Source organism: Saccharospirillum sp. HFRX-2, assembly GCF_043196805.1.
Classification (GTDB): domain Bacteria; phylum Pseudomonadota; class Gammaproteobacteria; order Pseudomonadales; family Natronospirillaceae; genus Saccharospirillum.
Genome location: NZ_JBEBMU010000005.1, coordinates 252,713 through 269,648 on the forward strand (window position 1 = coordinate 252,713; position 16,936 = coordinate 269,648).

The following is a 16,936-nucleotide window of genomic DNA, read 5'->3' on the forward strand; positions in this document are numbered from 1 at the left end:
TGGGCGTCGTTGTGTAAAACTGGTAACCATCCTGATAACCGCCGTTGCTGTTTGCAGCACCACTAAGCGATTTGTGTGCCAATCTTATAAAGTCTTATAAAACAATGGGTTATGGATGATGGCGGCAAAAAAATGACGAATCGGCCAGGGTTTGCCGTTGCCGGCGGCAAAGTGACTGCCGGAAAATTGTCGCCGCCGGCAGTCGTTAAGCCAGGTCTTGGTTGCTGAGGAGTACTCAGTCCGTCAGGTAGTCGCGGGCGTCCCAGGAGATGCCATTAAAGGCCTGGCTGTAATCGCTCATCAGGTAGCGATAAAAGGCTGTGTGCGCTTGCGGTGCCGGCACTTCGGACGGATCTTCCGCCGGATAGGCGGTGGCTCTCATCGCCGTGCGGGTACCGCCGGGATTGATGCAGTGCACGCGTAGCGGCGATACCGTGCCGACTTCATCGGCCAGCGTTTGCATCAGGCCTTCGGTGGCGAATTTTGACACCGCGTAAGCCCCCCAGTAGCCGCGCCCTTTGCGGCCTACGCTGGAAGTGGTGAAGATCAGCCGGCCGTGCGAGCTGGCTTGCAACAGCGGCAACAGCGCCTGGCTGAGGTAGAAGCTGCTGTCCAGGTTGACCTGCATGACCTTGCGCCAGACGGTCGGTGAATACTGTTGAATGCTCATCTTGTCGCCCAGCAGCGACGCATTGAGCAGAACCCCATCGAGCCGGCCGTAAGTCTGCTCGATACCATGCGCCAGCTCGCGCGCATTGTCCGGCGTGATGTCGGCCAGATCGACCGGCAAGATGATCGGTTGGGTATCGGTTTCTGCTTCGATCTGATCGTAGACGGCTTCCAGTTTTTCCTGGGTGCGGCCGATCAGCACCAGATGCGCACCAGCGCGTGCAAAGTCGAGCGCCATGGCCTGACCGATGCCGGCACCTGCGCCGGTTACTACGATGACTTTGTCTTTAAGTGCTGCATCGCCTGAAGCGAGCGCCAGATCGTCTTGAGTCAGTTGGGGAGCGGTGTCAGCCATTGCAGCGCCTTTTCGGTCAGTTGGTGCGTGGATTCAGCCAGATCATCAGCCTGCCATTGGTTTGGGTCGTCATCGGCGTGCAGATAGCCGTAACTGCACGCCAGCGAACGCATGCCGGCAGCATGCGCCGCCTGGATGTCGCGCTCGTGGTCGCCAGCATAGAGACAGTCGGCCGCTTGAACCTTGAGGGCGTCGCTGGCCGCCCAGAGCATGGCTGGATCGGGTTTGATGGTCGGTAGGTCGCCCTGACACACCAACGCCGGTGGCGTTTGTGGCAAGAGGGCGTCCAGCACGGCCAGCGTATGGGGACGTGGTTTGTTGGTGACGATGCCCCAGGGCGTGTCTTGGTCGGTCAGGGTGGCGAGCAAGGATTCGACACCGGGATACCAGTGATTCAGTTCCACTGGCGTGTCCAGAAAGATCGCCAGAAACGCCTCGCGATAGTCCTGAAATTTCGGATGACTGCGATCGATGTTGTGGATGGCCGCCACCGCAGCGCGCGCACCGGCCGAGGCGTAATGCTCGCGATGCTCGGTCAGCCGCGGCAGACCGGCCTGGTCTGCGTAGGCATCCATGGCGGTCATAAAAGCCGGGGCGGAATCGAGCAGGGTGCCATCGAGATCAAACAGCAGGGCGCGTTTGCTCATGCGCTTTCGGGCTTGATGGCGGACAGCAGATAATTCACCGAAACGTCGTGGTTCAGGTGCGTGCGGCGAGTGAACGGATTGTAGTGCATGCCGCGCATACCGGTGACTTTGAGGCCGGCTTCACTGGCCCAGCGGTTGAGCTCAGAGGGGCGGATCAGCTTGCGATATTGGTGGGTGCCGCGCGGCAGCAAGCGCATCACATATTCGGCGCCGACAATGGCCATGGCCCAGGCTTTGGGATTGCGATTGATGGTGGAGAAAAAAGCGCGCCCGCCGGGTTTGAGCAATGTGTGGACTGCCTGAATCACCGAGAATGGATCCGGCACGTGTTCCAGCATTTCCAGGCAGGTGACGACGTCGTAGCTGCCGGCGGCTTCGTCGGCCAGCGCTTCGGCCGTCATTTGCCGGTAATCGATGTTCAGTTCGCCTTCGAGCGCATGCAGCTTGGCCACCTTTAAAGGTGCTTCGCTCATATCGATGCCGGTGGTGACGGCACCGCGCTGCGCCAGCGCTTCTGTCAGAATGCCACCGCCGCAACCGATATCGACGACCTTAAGGCCGGCGACGTTGAGATGCTCATCGATATAGCCGGCGCGTGCCGGGTTGATGTCGTGCAGGGGTTTGAACTCTGAATCCGGGTCCCACCAGCGGCTGGCCAGGGCGCCAAATTTTTCCAGTTCGGCCGGGTCGATGTTAGCGGTCACGGTGATGCCTCGAGCGTTAGGAATGAGCGAGCGGTGACGCCGGGCGCCACCGCCTTCGACTTATTGTGTTTTGCTGATGCGCGCCTGCCAGCTGCGTGCCTTGGTCATGATGGCGTCGCGATCCAGGGTGGTCAGTTGGCGTTGCTTCAGCAGGCGTTTGCCGTCGACCCAGACATCGCTGACCTGATCGCGGGTAGAGGCATACACCAAATGCGATACCGGGTCGTAGAGCGGCTGGCTTTCAAGATCGTCCAGACGCACGGCGGTGATGTCCGCGCGTTTGCCGACTTCCAGGCTGCCAATCTCACTGTCCCAACCCATGGCTTTGGCGCCGTTCAGCGTCGCCATGGCCAGGGCTTCCATCGCCGGCAGGGCCGTGGCGCTTTGGCTGACGGCCTTGGCCAGAATGGCCGCGGTACGCATTTCACCCATCATATCCAGGTCGTTGTTGCTGGCCGCGCCATCGGTACCCAGGGCAACGTTGACACCCAGTTTTTGCAGCTTATCGACCGGGCAGAAACCACTGGCCAGTTTCAGGTTGGATTCGGGGCAATGCACGACGTGAGAGCCGGTTTCGGCGATGTCGGCAATGTCGTCGTCGTTCAGCGCAGTCATATGCACGGCCTGGAACTGCGGGCCCAACAAGCCTAGCTCTTTCAGGCGACGAATCGGGCGGTTGCCGCGTTTTTCAATTTCGCCGTCGACTTCGGTCTGGGTTTCGTGGACGTGCATCTGAATCATTAGATCGTTTTCTTTGGCCAGATCGCGGATGCGGATCATCGGCTCGTCAGAAACGGTGTAGGGCGCGTGTGGGCCGAACATCATCTTGATGTGGCTGTGGCCTTTATAACGTTCGACCAGCTCCATGCCCAGATCGATATGTTCATCGGCGGTCTTGGCCCAGTTGGTCGGGAAGTCGATCACCGAGAACGAGAACTGGGCGCGAACGCCGGCTTTTTCGGTGATCTCCGCGGCCGCTGCCGGGAAGAAATAGTTGTCGGCAAAGGTGGTGGTACCGGAACGCAGCATTTCGGCGATGGCCAGTTCGGTGCCGTCGGCAACGAACTCGTCACCGACCCAGGCGCCTTCGGCCGGCCAGATGTGATCGTTGAGCCAGGTCATGAGTTCCAGGTCGTCGCCCATGCCGCGAAACAGCGCCATGGCAGCGTGGCCGTGGGTGTTGACGAAACCGGGGATCAGCGCGCTTTCGCCCAGATCGACGCTGTCGTCGGCCTGGTACTGAGCCTTGGCCTGATCGGTCGGCAGGATGGCAACGATGACGCCGTCTTTGATGGCCAGGCTGTGGTCCACCAGGACGTCGCGTTGTGGGTTGACGGGGATGATCCAGTGCGCCTGGATCAGGCTGTCGATGCGTTCCATGGTGTCCCTTTTCAGCAATGGGTGAATGGCCGGTCGGCCAGGTGCGCATAGTCTAGTGATTCAACGCCGGGATCACCAGCGCATCGACCCATTAGCGAGCTGATCGGTTATATCTATCTCATTGATTTGTGGTATGATTTCGCGCCATTGTACGTTGCGTCCAAAGGTGGACCCGGCCGCCGATTTCGCCGCCAAATCCGTCCCGTCAGCAGCGTCTCATTGAACCGCTAAGGATACCGTACCGCATGGGTGAGCTAGCCAAAGAAATCCTCCAGATCAACATCGAAGAGGAGCTCAAACAGTCCTATCTGGACTACGCCATGAGCGTCATTGTCGGACGAGCGCTGCCGGATGTGCGCGATGGCTTGAAGCCGGTTCACCGGCGCGTCCTCTTTGCCATGAACGTGCTCGGCAATGACTGGAACAAACCTTATAAAAAATCCGCCCGTGTGGTGGGTGATGTCATCGGTAAATATCACCCGCACGGTGATTCTGCGGTCTACGACACCATCGTCCGTTTGGCGCAGCCTTTTAACATGCGTTACACCCTGGTCGACGGTCAGGGTAACTTCGGTTCTATCGACGGCGATTCCGCAGCGGCGATGCGTTACACCGAAATCCGCATGCAGCGGCTCGCGCACGAACTGCTGGCCGACCTGGACAAAGAAACCGTCGACTACGTAGAAAACTACGACGGCAACGAACTGATTCCCGATGTTCTGCCCACTCGTGTACCTAACTTGCTGGTCAATGGCGCCTCCGGTATCGCTGTTGGTATGGCGACCAACATTCCGCCGCACAACATGAGCGAAGTGATCGACGGCTGTCTGGCGCTGATGGAAAACCCGGACCTGACCATCGATGACCTGATGGAATATATCCCCGGGCCGGACTTCCCAACCGGCGGCATCATCAACGGCCGTAAAGGTATTGTTGAGGCTTACCGGACCGGTCGTGGTCGGATCTATACCCGCGCCAAGGCGGAAGTACTGGTTGACGACAAAACCGGTCGTGAATCCATCATCGTTCATGAAATTCCTTACCAGGTGAACAAGGCGCGCTTGATCGAAAAGATCGCCGAGCTGGTTAAAGAGAAAAAAATTGAGGGTATCTCCGAACTGCGTGACGAATCCGATAAGGACGGTTTGCGCATCGCCATCGAAATGAAGCGTGGCGAGTCCGGTGATGTGGTGTTGAACAACCTTTATTCCCAGACGCAGTTGGAACAGGTGTTCGGCATCAATACCGTGGCGCTGGTCGATGGCCAGCCGCGGGTGCTTAACCTGAAAGAATTGCTCGATGCCTTTATTCGCCATCGTCGCGAAGTGGTCACGCGTCGGACTGTTTTTGAACTGCGCAAGGCACGTCAGCGTGGTCATATTCTCGAAGGTCTGGCGATCGCCCTGGCCAACATCGATAAGATGATCGAGCTGATCCGCGGTTCTGCCACGGGCGCCGAAGCCAAAGAGCGCATGTTGGCACAGAGCTGGGAGCTGGGTGATGTGGCCGCCATGTTGGAGCGTGCCGGTGCCGATATCTCCCGTCCGGAAGATCTCGACGACGCTTATGGCGTACGCGATGAGCGCTATTTCCTGTCACCGGAACAAGCGCAACAGATTCTCGATATGCGTCTGCAAAAACTGACCGGTCTGGAGCACGACAAGCTGATCGGTGAGTACAAACAGATCATTGATGACATCGGTGAATACCTGCGCATTCTGGGTAGTTATGAGCGCTTGATGGAAGTGATCCGTGAAGAGCTGCTGGCCGTCAAAGATCAGTACGGCGATGCGCGTAAAACCGAAATCATCGCCAGCCGTCTCGACCTGTCGATGGAAGATCTGATCACCGAAGAAGACATGGTGGTTACTATCTCCCACGGCGGCTACGCCAAGACTCAACCACTGACCGATTACGAAGCTCAGCGTCGTGGCGGTAAAGGCCGTTCAGCTTCGTCGTTGAAAGACGATGACTTTATTGAACATCTGCTGGTCGCCAGCAGTCACGATACGGTGCTGTGCTTCAGTAACAGAGGCAAGGTGTACTGGTTGCGTGTGTTCGAAATTCCGCAGGCCAGCCGTAACGCCCGTGGCCGACCCATGGTGAATTTGTTGCCCCTGGAGCCGGAAGAGCGGGTCACCGCTATTTTGCCGATTCGAGACTACGATCCTGAGTTGTTTATCTTTATGGCGACCGCCAACGGCACCGTTAAGAAGACGTCATTGGAAGCCTTCTCGCGGCCGCGTTCAGCCGGTCTGATTGCCCTGTCGCTGGATGACGACGATTGGCTGGTGGGCGTTGCACTGACCGACAGCCAGCGCGAAGTTATGTTGTTGTCCAATGCCGGTAAGGTGGTGCGCTTTGATGAAAATCATGTGCGCCCGATGGGCCGGACCGCTCGCGGTGTTCGCGGTATTAAGATGCAGAACGATCAGGTGGTGATCTCGCTGATTATCCCGCAGGAAAACGGCACCATTCTGACGGCTTCCGAACGTGGCTACGGTAAGCGCACTGCGGTCGATGAATTCCCGACCAAAGGTCGTGGTACTCAGGGTGTAATCGCCATGGTGACCAACGATCGTAACGGTCCCTTGGTTGGCGCCAAGCAGGTCTTCGAGGGCGATGAAGTCATGCTGATCAGCGATCAGGGCACCCTGGTGCGCACCGCTGTGGAAGGTATTTCAGTGCTGTCGCGTAACACCCAGGGCGTTAAACTGATTCGCCTGGCAGACGATGAACGTCTGGTGAGCATTGAACGGATCGAAGAGCCGGACGAAGATGAATCGGTGTTGGATGTGGCTGAAACACCGGATGCCGAACGTCCCGCACCGGCAGCGCCGGGTCAACCGGATGCCGACGCCAGCGCTGAGGATGAGCCGCTTGACGACGACGAACCGCAGGATGAAGAAGACTGAGGTTGTAATTAGCACCGCTTGAGGAGAGCAGCGCCGATGACGCGCGGATACAATTTCTGCTCCGGCCCGGCCATGTTGCCGACTGCCGTGATCGAACAGGCTCAGGCAGAGTTGCCTGATTGGCATGGGCTGGGTATGTCGGTCATGGAGCTGTCGCATCGCTCCGATGAATTTGTTGGCGTCGCCGAACAGGCCGAATCCAAATTGCGTCGCCTGTTGGGTGTTCCTGATGACTACGCCGTCTTGTTCTTGCAAGGCGGTGCCACCTTGCAGTTTTCCGCTATTCCGATGAATCTGCTCGGCGCTGGCGGTGCGGCAACCTTTCTCGATACTGGCACCTGGTCGTCCAAGGCGGTAAAAGAAGCGGCGCGTTATGGCGATGTTCGGGTGCTGGCGTCCACCGAATCCGAGAACTATCGGCGCGCTGTGCGCGCCGATGAATTCGAGCTCGACCCGAGCGCGGCTTACCTGCATTACACCCCCAACGAGACCATTGGCGGCGTCGAGTTCGATTACGTCCCGGACAGCGGCGATGTGCCCTTGGTGGCAGATATGTCGTCCTGCATTTTGTCCAAGCCGATCAAGGTGACTGACTTTGATCTGATTTATGCAGGTGCGCAAAAGAACATCGGCCCGGCCGGATTAACGCTGGTCATCGTGCGTAAATCCCTGCTTGGTCGCGCTCTGGCCAGCACGCCTTCCTTGCTCAACTACGCTAACCAGGCGGAAGCCGGTTCCATGGTCAATACGCCGCCGACCTTTGCCGTCTATCTGGCCGGTCTGGTGTTTGACTGGCTGGAACAGCAGGGTGGTGCTGCGGCGATGGCTGAGCTTAATTCGCAGAAGTCGATGCTGTTGTATCAAACCATCGACGACAGTGCATTTTATCGCAATCCGATTGATCTGGCGCATCGTTCACGCATGAATATTCCGTTTATTCTGGCCGACGAATCGTTGAATGATCGTTTCCTCAGCGAAGCGGCAGCCGCCGGTCTCTACAATCTTCAGGGCCACCGCAGTGTGGGTGGCATGCGTGCCAGCATTTATAACGCCATGCCACTGGCCGGCGTGCAGGCACTGGTGGACTTTATGAAGGACTTTGAACAACGCCATGGCTGATCAGGACTCCTCTGCGGACTCTCTCGACGGGCTCGATCTGAACGCACTGCGCGAACAGATCGACCAATTGGATATGGAAATTCTTGAGCGTATTTCGGCGCGCGCCAAATGTGCACTCAAGGTCGCCGAAGTCAAACTCAAGGAATCCCCGGACGCGGTTTTTTATCGCCCGGAACGTGAAGCTCAGGTGCTGACCCGGGTGATGGAACGCAACACCGGCCCGCTCGGTAACGAAGACATGGCGCGCTTGTTCCGCGAAATCATGTCGGCCTGTCTGGCGCTGGAAAAACCGCTGGAAGTGGCTTATCTCGGTCCGGAAGGTACCTTTACTCAGCAGGCGGCGGTCAAGCATTTTGGTCAGTGGGTTAAGTCCAAACCGATGCCGGCGATCGATGAAGTATTCCGTGAAGTTGAAGCCGGTGCTTGCAAATACGGTGTGGTGCCGGTGGAAAATTCCACCGAAGGCGTGGTCAATCACACTCTCGATACTTTTATTAATTCCAGTTTGCGTATTTGTGGCGAAGTGGAGTTGCGCATCCACCATCATTTGATGGTCGGTCCCAATACGCAAAGTGGCAAAATTTCCCGCATCTACAGCCATCAGCAGTCGCTGGCTCAATGTCGTAAATGGCTGGATGCGCATCTGCCTATGGCCGAGCGCGTGGCGGTGAATTCCAATGCCGAGGCGGCGCGGCGCGTCCATGGTGAATGGAATTCGGCGGCCATTGCCGGCGAGATGGCGGCGGAACTCTATGATCTGGAAATTCTCGAAACCAAGATTGAAGATTCACCGGATAATTCGACGCGCTTTTTGATCATCGGTAATGAAGAAGTCGGTACCTCCGGCGATGATAAAACCTCCATCGTTGTGTCCATGCGCAACGAGCCGGGTGCGCTCTATCATCTGTTGCAGCCGTTCAACGATCACAATGTCGACATGACCCGTTTGGAAACGCGGCCTTCGCCATCTGGCAATTGGACTTATGTCTTCTTTATCGACTTTGCCGGTCATCTGCACGATGACAACGTCCAGCAGGCGTTGGCGGACATTCGCACCAAGGCAGTGGAAGTGAAACTGCTTGGTTCCTATCCCAAAGCCGTGCTCTAAGAGCCCAGGTTGGCAAGATGAGTTGCGATTACATGGCCCTGGCGGCTGCCGGTATTCAGACCCTCAAACCCTACGAGCCGGGTAAGCCGATTGACGAGCTTAAGCGTGAGTTGGGCGTCAGCGATGTCATCAAACTGGCCAGCAACGAAAGCCCGCTGGGTTTGTCCGCACGGGTCCAGGAAGTGATGCAACGGGCTTTGCCAGATATCGCTCGTTATCCCGATGGCAATGGCTTTCGTCTTAAGCAGGCACTGGCCGAGCGCCACGGCCTGGAACAGAATCAGATTACTCTTGGTTGCGGTTCCAACGAGCTGTTTGAACTGCTGGCGAAAACTTTTCTAAGCCCCGGTGACGAAGCGGTAATGAGTCAGCATGCCTTTGCGGTTTATCCGCTGGTGGTGCAGGCGGCAGGAGCTGAGTCTGTTGTGGTGCCATCGCGTGACTGGGGTCACGATCTGGATGCCATGGCGGATGCGCTGACCGAGCGCACCCGTCTGGTGTTTATCGCTAATCCCAATAATCCGACCGGTACCTGGTTGAGCAAGGGCGAACTGAAAGCCTTTATGAAGGTGGTGCCCGAAGACGTGCTGGTGGTGCTGGATGAAGCCTATGCCGAGTACGTTGATCAGGAAAACTACCCGAACGGCTTTAAATTGCAGCGCCGCTTTCCCAACCTGATTGTCACCCGGACGTTTTCTAAGGCTTATGGTCTGGCTGGTTTGCGGGTCGGTTATGGCGTTGCCAATGCCGAGATTACCGATTTACTAAACCGGGTTCGTCAGCCGTTCAATTTGAATTCCCTGGCGCTGGTGGCCGCTGAAGCGGCGCTCACCGACGTTGCCCGTATGCAGGAAAGCCTGGCTGTAAATGCGGCTGGTTACGAACAGTTAACCAAGGCCTTCGATCGCTTCGGGCTGACCTTTATTCCTTCGGTCACCAACTTTGTCACCGTCCATTTAGGCCCGCGCGCCGTTGCCATTCACCAGGCGTTACTGCGTTCGGGCATCATCGTGCGTCCTTTGGCCAGTTACGACATGCCTGAATATCTGCGTATCTCCATCGGCCTGGAGGCTGAAAACCAACGCTTTCTGACGGCGCTGGAAGCCGAACTGGCGTCATGACGACCTCGGCGCCACCCAGGGTTCTGATCGTCGGGCTTGGCATGATCGGCGCGTCCTTTGCCAAGGCGCTGCGCTTGTCGCGAGCGGCCTATGTGCTGGGGATGGACGCCCAGCCAGGCGTGGCTGATCGGGCGCTGGAGTTAGGCATCATTGATGAAAGCGTGCCTTCTGCTGAGTCGGTTCCGGCGTTCGATGTGCTGGTGTTGGCAGTGCCAGTGCTGGCCATGGAATCGGTGCTGACCTCGCTGAAACCTTATTTGACCGATCAAACCGTTATTTCCGATGTTGGCAGTGTAAAAGGCCAGGTTGTTGCCGCTGCGAGCAAAGCCCTGGGTGATGATCTGCCGTCTGGTTTTGTGCCGGGTCACCCCATTGCCGGAGCGGAGCGGTCCGGTGTCGAGGCGGCTAAAGCCGATTTGTTTGATCGCCATCTGTTGATCCTGACGCCTCTGGCTTCGTCGTCATCTTCTGCGGTCGCGTTATTGACCGAGCTTTGGCAAGCGGTGGGGGCTGAAGTGGTCACCATGTCGGTGTCGCGCCACGACGAGGTGTTGGCGGCCACCAGTCATTTGCCTCATCTGCTGGCGTTTTCACTGGTCGATACCCTGGCTCGGGAATCCGAGAACCGCGAGATATTTCGCTACGCCGCTGGCGGTTTCCGCGACTTTACCCGTATTGCCGCTTCCGATCCGACCATGTGGCATGACGTCTTCCTTGCCAATAAAGACGCTACCTTAGGCGTACTGCGACGTTTCCAGGGTGATTTGGAACATCTTGCCCAAGCGATCGAGCAGGGCGAGGGTCGGACGCTGTTGGATGTCTTCGGTCGTGCTAAATCAGCGCGCGATTATTTCACTCAGATTCTGCAAAGCCGCCAGCGGCACAGTGACGACACCCGCCGTAATTTGATCGTCGCGCCGGCACCGCAAGGACTGAGTGGCCGCATTGGCGTGCCGGGTGATCGGTCCATTTCCCATCGCGCCGTTATTTTGGCGGCGCTGGCGGAAGGCGACAGTGAGATTCGCGGTTTTGGTGAAAATGATGATAACCGCACGACGCTGGAAGCCTTGCGTAAGTTGGGCGTGGTCATCGATGAGGGCAGTGACGGCAGTCTGAGTATCAAAGGGCGTGGTTTGACCGGACTGCAAGCGCCTGACAGCCCACTTTACCTGGGGCAGTCAGCCACCTCGATGCGCTTATTGGCCGGTGTTTTGTCGGCCCAGTCTTTTGCCAGTGAACTGATCGGTGATGCTTCTTTGAGTCAGCGACCCATGGAGCGGCTGCAATTGCCCTTGGCTGAATTAGGGGCGCATCTTGAGCTGACCGCCAATGGCACTGCTCCCATTGTGATTCAGCCCGCCCAGCAATGGCAGCCATTGGACTATGACTTGCCCATTGCCAGTGCTCAGGTCAAATCGGCCATTCTGCTGGCGGCGCTCTGTGCGGGCATGCCGGTGCGGCTGACCGAACCAGCACCAAGCCGTGATCATACCGAACGCCTGCTGGCGGAGTTGGGGTGCCGGCTGGAAAGCAGAAATGGCGCCCTGGTGTTTGCTCCGGCATCGCAACTGCCACCGTTAAACCTCAGTATTCCAGGCGATTTTTCCCTGGCGGCGGTGCATTTGGCGGCTGCGACCTTGGTCCCTGGTTCAGATGTGACCCTTACTGCTGTGGGCGTTAACCCCAGTCGCCTCGGCTTCCTCGATATCCTCAATGACATGGGCGGTTTGGTCACGCTGAGTAATATTCGTGACCAGGGGGGTGAACCTGTCGCCGATCTTCGGGTAAGATGCGCGCCGCTCAGAGGGGGCAGCTATGGCACCCACTTTAGTGGCCGCACCATTGATGAGTTTCCTTTGTTGTTCGTGTTGGCGGCCCTGGCAGATGGCGACAGTCGTTTTGCCGGTTTGGGTGAATTGCGCTTCAAAGAGACCGATCGACTGACGCGGATGCTGGATGGTCTGCGTGTTTTGGGCGCTGACATCGAAGTGACCGACGAGGACGTTAGAGTCCGCGGTCGGGGCAGGCAGCCGCTTGATGGCGGCATCGTCGATTGTGCCGGGGACCCGCGTGTGGCGCTGGCCTTTATGGTCGCCGCTCAGGTGGCCCGGCGACCGGTCATTATTCGCAATGCCGGCCGTGTGCTCGGGGCTTATCCCGGTTTTAGCGCGGCGGTCGGACAACTTGGTTATGCCGTCACTTTGGAAGACTGATGGCAAACCCACGACAACCAGGACAGATATCATGAATTCCAAGGCTCCCGTCATTACGCTCGACGGACCCGGCGGCGTCGGCAAAGGCACCGTCAGTGGCCTCTTGGCCCGTCGCTTCGGTTGGCACTACCTCGATTCCGGTGCGCTCTATCGTTTAGCGGCGCTGGCGGCGATGAATCACGGTGTTGATTTTGATAATGAATCGGCACTGGCGGTGATCGCCGAACACCTGGACATTCGCTTCCAGCAGGAAGGCGACTCTGTCGTCGTGTTGCTCGAAGGCGATGACGTCACTCGCCAGATCCGTACCGAAGAGGTCGGTTCCAATGCCTCACGGGTGGCGGCTTTTGGCCGGGTGCGCGAAGCGCTGCTCAAGCGTCAGCGCGCCTTCCGCACCGAGCCGGGCCTGATTGCCGATGGCCGCGATATGGGCACGGTGGTGTTTCCCGAAGCCAATCTGAAAATCTTTATGACCGCTTCGGCCGAAGAACGCGCCAACCGTCGTTTTAAGCAATTGCGTGACAGCGGCGCCAGTGCCGACTACAACCGCGTGCTGGCGGACATCGTCGAGCGCGATGAGCGCGATTCGAACCGTTCTGTTGCGCCGCTGAAACCGGCGTCTGACGCCGTTGTGATCGATACCACTGTGCAGAGCATCGATGAGGTGATGGATAGAGTTCTGGCGCTGGTGACCGATCGCGGCATCGAATGGTGAAAAAGTCGAGCCAAGCCCTTGGTTGTTGAGTCTTAATCCGTATAATACGCGCTCCGAATTGGCTGTGTGTTCCGTTCGTACGCGAGTCGAATACACCGTCCGGTCCCGGTCTGATCACCACCCAGCAAGGTGGCGTTCCGGGTTTGTTGGATTGACCCATACGAGCTGGCGTATGGCAAAGCCGCTGGTCACCGCTAACCAAAGAGATCGCAGGTGACGGGCTGTTAATTATTGGGATACCAAATTAAATGACTGAATCTTTCGCTGAGTTATTTGAAGAAAGCTTAAAAACCATCGAGATGGAGCCGGGCTCCATCGTGACCGGCTTGGTCGTCGCTATTGACGCTGACTGGGTTACCGTCCACGCCGGTTTGAAATCTGAAGGCATCATCCCGCGTTCGCAGTTCCTGAGCGAAGAAGGTGAGCTGGAAATCGCCGTCGGTGACGAAGTCAAGGTTGCACTGGAAGCCGTTGAAGACGGTTTCGGTGATACTCGTCTGTCACGCGAGAAAGCCAAGCGTGCTGAAGCCTGGACCGAATTGGAAGAAGCTTACGAAGCGGAAGAAGTGGTCAAAGGTGTTATCAACGGCAAGGTCAAAGGTGGCTTTACTGTCGACATCAGCTCTGTACGCGCCTTCCTGCCAGGTTCTTTGGTGGATATCCGTCCGGTACGCGATACCACTCACCTGGAAGGCAAAGAGCTGGACTTCAAAGTGATCAAGCTGGATCGCCGCCGTAACAACGTCGTGGTTTCTCGCCGCGCCGTTCTGGAAGCGTCCAACAGTGCCGAGCGCGAAGAATTGCTGGCCAGCCTGCAAGAAGGCCAGGTCATCAAGGGTATCGTTAAGAACCTGACCGACTACGGTGCTTTCGTAGATCTGGGCGGCGTTGACGGCCTGCTGCACATCACCGACATGGCTTGGAAGCGCATCAAGCACCCGAGCGAAATCGTTCAGGTTGGCGATGAAATCGAAGTTAAGGTCCTGAAATTCGACCGTGAGCGTAACCGCGTTTCTCTGGGTCTGAAGCAACTGGGTGAAGATCCTTGGGTCGACATCAAGGCGCGTTACCCGGAAGAGCAGGTCGTTAAAGCCCGCGTTACCAACCTCACCGACTACGGCTGCTTTGCCGAGCTGGAAGAGGGCGTCGAAGGTCTGGTTCACGTATCCGAAATGGATTGGACCAACAAGAACATCCATCCGTCTAAAGTCGTTTCTGTTGGCGACGAGATCGAAGTGATGATTCTGGACATCGACGAAGAGCGTCGTCGTATTTCTCTGGGTATCAAGCAGACCGTTGTTAATCCTTGGGAAGACTTCTCCAATAACTTCAACAAGGGCGACAAGGTTGTCGGCAAGATCAAATCGATCACCGACTTCGGTATCTTCATCGGCCTGGAAGGCGGCATCGACGGCCTGGTTCACCTGTCTGACATCAGCTGGAACGAATCTGGCGAAGAAGCCGTACGCAAGTACAAGAAAGGCGATGAGCTGGAAACCACCATCCTGTCGATCGATCCGGAGCGTGAGCGCATTTCTCTGGGTATCAAGCAGCTCGACAGCGATCCGTTCTCAGAGTTCGTCTCTGTGAACGACAAGGGTTCCATCGTTACCGGTACTGTTAAGGAAGTGGACGCCAAAGCAGCGACCATTTTGCTGAGCGACGATATCGAAGGCATTCTGAAAGCTTCCGAAATCTCTCGTGACAAGGTTGAAGACGCTCGTAACGCCCTGAAAGAAGGCGACGAAGTTGAAGCCAAAATCGTCAGCATCGACCGTAAGAACCGAGTCATCAGCCTGTCCATCAAGTCTAAGGACGTGGAAGATGAGAAAGTTGCGGTTCGCGAGCTGAAAGAGAAGAGTGCAGAAGCATCAGGCCCAACCACCATTGGTGATCTGATCAAGCAAAAAATGGAGCAGGGCGACGACGAATAATCGTTAGCGCTGTTTCAAAAAGCCGGCCATTGCGCCGGCTTTTTTGTGCCTGAGTGATTGTTATATCGATCCGCTGAAGTACTGCTTGAAGCAGTTAAGCTGCAAAAAAACGTTAAAAAATAAATACTTGTGTTATCTTGGGGGCTGATTTAGTCTAAATATTGATCGCTTAGGAACACCCGATCGGGGAGGTTCGGATGACCAAATCCGAGTTAATCGAACGGATAGTCGACCGCCAGGGGCAGCTGTCCGTTAAAGATGTCGAGTTGGCCATCAAGACGATGTTGGATCATATGGCCGAAAGTCTGGCCGATGGCGAGCGCATCGAAATACGTGGCTTCGGCAGCTTTTCGCTGCATTATCGATCACCACGTGTGGGTCGTAATCCCAAGACGGGTGAATCCGTCAGCCTGGAAGGCAAGTACGTCCCTCATTTTAAACCGGGCAAGGAACTGCGCGAGTCGGTTAACCTGAGTATCGACGACGAATAATCGCCCCGACCCTCGTTCTCGCAGCCGGGAGGCTGAACACACCCATGCTCATCCGATCAGCCAAAATCTTTTGTGCCATCCTGCTCGCGGTGATGGCTTGGTTGCTGGCTTTTGGAAACAACCAAAGCACCGTTTTGAGCTTTATGGCTTGGCGAACGCCGGCATTGCCATTGTTTGTCTGGTTATTGGCAACGCTCTTTATCGGGGTCCTTATCGGTCTGATTCTGGGCCGTCTTTTCGGCCGTAGGCGCACAGGTCGATAAAATGCTCACCACGGTCAAATCTCTCTGGCGCCGCTTGACGACGCCCTGGTCAGTGCCGTCAAAGTATCGAATAGAGCCTTTTGAGGCCTTGTCTTCCGAGCCGGATCGCGAGCTCGACGTACTGCTCGAACGCTTACCCATTACCGCCGATACGCTGGAAACCCATCTGGCCTTGGCCGAGTTGTTTCGCAAAAGAGGCCAGATCGACCGCGCCATTCGGATTCACGAAACCCTGCTGGAGGCGGACCTGGATAGAGAGCAATCCAACCGGGTGCGAGTGGAACTGGCCCAGGATTTCTTTTCCGCCGGCTTTTTAGGGCGCGCTGAAACCGAACTTGAGGCGTTAATTCTGGGTCAGGGTGAGCGTTTTTCCGCCCAGGCTTTTCGCCTTTGGTTAGTGGTGCTTGAACGAGAACAGGAGTGGGAACGTGCCATCAAGCTGGTGCGTGACTATGGCCAGCCCGGATCGGGCAATATGCGCCTGGCTAATCTGTATTGTGAATATGTTGGTCAGTTAAAGGGGCAGGGCAAGCTGGTTCAGGCCCGTATTGCGCTAAAAGAAGCCCGCAAGTTATCAGACAGCGCCCGAACCTTTATCGCCTCTTCTGAATTGGAAACCTCCTTGGGGCATTACCACAAAGCCTTGCGTCTGTTGAAAGAAGCGTTGGTGCGAGATGTGCGCCGAGTGGATGTCATCCTGCCTGGATTGAAGCGTCTATCACGTCTGGTGGGTGGTGAGGCATCGTTGCGTCGTTATCTTGAAAAGCTCTATGACTTCCACCCCAGCCATCGCGTCCTGGAAGCCATCTTGGACTTGGTAGGCGACAGTGATCCGCGCAGCCACTATTGGCACTCTGAGCTGGAGCGCGTGGTTAACAGTGGTGCATCTTTTGGCCTGATGCAGCGCTGGCTGGAGCAGCGTCGGGATGTAGGACCGACACCGAGGGCGGTTTTGCTGGAATCCATTCAGCGCTTAAAGCTGCGTTTGCCCGATGGTTACCAGTGCAATCACTGTGGCTACGAAACCGGCACGATGATTTGGTTTTGCCCGCAATGTGAGCGCTGGGAGACGGCTTTTTCCAAGCATGAACAGCGGGTCCATGAAGATCGTCGTCGAGCGAGTCTGAATCGCGGCTAGTCTGTTGATTTTCATAAAGTTATTGAACTGATTCTGAAAATTGGTATGATGCGCTCCGCTTTGATGTTCTGCCTCAAAGCTTGGTTTGTCCCGTTCGTCTAGTGGCCTAGGACACCGCCCTTTCACGGCGGTAACAGGGGTTCGAGTCCCCTACGGGACGCCAC

Annotated in this window: 13 protein-coding genes and 1 tRNA gene; 10 read left to right on the forward strand and 4 right to left on the reverse strand. The window is 56.8% G+C overall.

Translation table 11 applies throughout. The features are described 5' to 3' along the window. Positions 1-235: 235 nt before the first annotated feature. Genes ABMA60_RS12750 through ABMA60_RS12765 form a run of 4 tightly spaced genes read right to left on the reverse strand, consistent with a single transcriptional unit; the run spans position 236 to position 3,755 of the window. A complete protein-coding gene (locus ABMA60_RS12750) occupies positions 236-1,024 on the reverse strand; it encodes a YciK family oxidoreductase (RefSeq protein ID WP_392803648.1) in 789 nt (262 codons plus the stop codon). After that, positions 1,000-1,671: an HAD family hydrolase gene (locus ABMA60_RS12755; RefSeq protein ID WP_392803650.1), complete on the reverse strand. Its 672-nt coding sequence runs from the start codon at positions 1,669-1,671 to the stop codon at positions 1,000-1,002. The genes ABMA60_RS12750 and ABMA60_RS12755 overlap by 25 nt, the downstream gene beginning before the upstream one ends. Then, a complete protein-coding gene (gene ubiG, locus ABMA60_RS12760; protein ID WP_392803653.1) occupies positions 1,668-2,375 on the reverse strand; it encodes a bifunctional 2-polyprenyl-6-hydroxyphenol methylase/3-demethylubiquinol 3-O-methyltransferase UbiG in 708 nt (235 codons plus the stop codon). The genes ABMA60_RS12755 and ubiG overlap by 4 nt, the downstream gene beginning before the upstream one ends. A gap of 60 nt (positions 2,376-2,435) precedes the next feature. Beyond that, entirely contained in the window at positions 2,436-3,755 is a 1,320-nt protein-coding gene (locus tag ABMA60_RS12765) for a TRZ/ATZ family hydrolase (RefSeq protein ID WP_392803655.1), read from the reverse strand. Positions 3,756-4,000: 245 nt separating this feature from the next. On the opposite strand from ABMA60_RS12765, the gene gyrA reads away from it, so the two are divergent. The 10 genes from gyrA (at position 4,001) to ABMA60_RS12815 (ending at position 16,935) form a co-directional block, all read left to right on the forward strand. After that, entirely contained in the window at positions 4,001-6,670 is a 2,670-nt protein-coding gene (gene gyrA, locus ABMA60_RS12770) for a DNA gyrase subunit A (protein ID WP_392803657.1), read from the forward strand. A gap of 36 nt (positions 6,671-6,706) precedes the next feature. Then, positions 6,707-7,789: a 3-phosphoserine/phosphohydroxythreonine transaminase gene (gene serC / locus ABMA60_RS12775; protein ID WP_392803659.1), complete on the forward strand. Its 1,083-nt coding sequence runs from the start codon at positions 6,707-6,709 to the stop codon at positions 7,787-7,789. Further along, positions 7,782-8,897, forward strand: coding sequence for a prephenate dehydratase (gene pheA, locus ABMA60_RS12780; protein WP_392803661.1), 1,116 nt, complete (start codon positions 7,782-7,784; stop codon positions 8,895-8,897). The genes serC and pheA overlap by 8 nt, the downstream gene beginning before the upstream one ends. Before the next feature lie 17 nt (positions 8,898-8,914). Further along, positions 8,915-10,018, forward strand: a complete 1,104-nt coding sequence (gene hisC / locus ABMA60_RS12785; RefSeq protein WP_392803663.1) for a histidinol-phosphate transaminase — start codon at positions 8,915-8,917, stop codon at positions 10,016-10,018. Then, on the forward strand, positions 10,015-12,231 hold the full coding sequence (aroA, locus tag ABMA60_RS12790) for a 3-phosphoshikimate 1-carboxyvinyltransferase (RefSeq protein ID WP_392803665.1): 2,217 nt from the start codon (positions 10,015-10,017) through the stop codon (positions 12,229-12,231). The genes hisC and aroA overlap by 4 nt, the downstream gene beginning before the upstream one ends. A 31-nt stretch (positions 12,232-12,262) precedes the next feature. After that, positions 12,263-12,946 carry a (d)CMP kinase gene (gene cmk, locus ABMA60_RS12795; protein ID WP_392803667.1) on the forward strand — a complete coding sequence of 228 codons (684 nt, stop codon included), beginning with the start codon at positions 12,263-12,265 and terminating at the stop codon, positions 12,944-12,946. 248 nt (positions 12,947-13,194) lie between these two features. Then, complete coding sequence (gene rpsA, locus ABMA60_RS12800) at positions 13,195-14,880, forward strand: 30S ribosomal protein S1 (RefSeq protein WP_392803669.1); 1,686 nt, start codon at positions 13,195-13,197, stop codon at positions 14,878-14,880. Between the two features lie 197 nt (positions 14,881-15,077). Then, positions 15,078-15,371, forward strand: a complete 294-nt coding sequence (gene ihfB / locus ABMA60_RS12805) for an integration host factor subunit beta (RefSeq protein WP_108165048.1) — start codon at positions 15,078-15,080, stop codon at positions 15,369-15,371. Between the two features lie 264 nt (positions 15,372-15,635). Continuing rightward, positions 15,636-16,772, forward strand: a complete 1,137-nt coding sequence (locus ABMA60_RS12810) for a hypothetical protein (RefSeq protein WP_392803672.1) — start codon at positions 15,636-15,638, stop codon at positions 16,770-16,772. Positions 16,773-16,859: 87 nt separating this feature from the next. Further along, positions 16,860-16,935, forward strand: a tRNA-Glu gene (locus tag ABMA60_RS12815). Position 16,936: the final 1 nt, after the last annotated feature.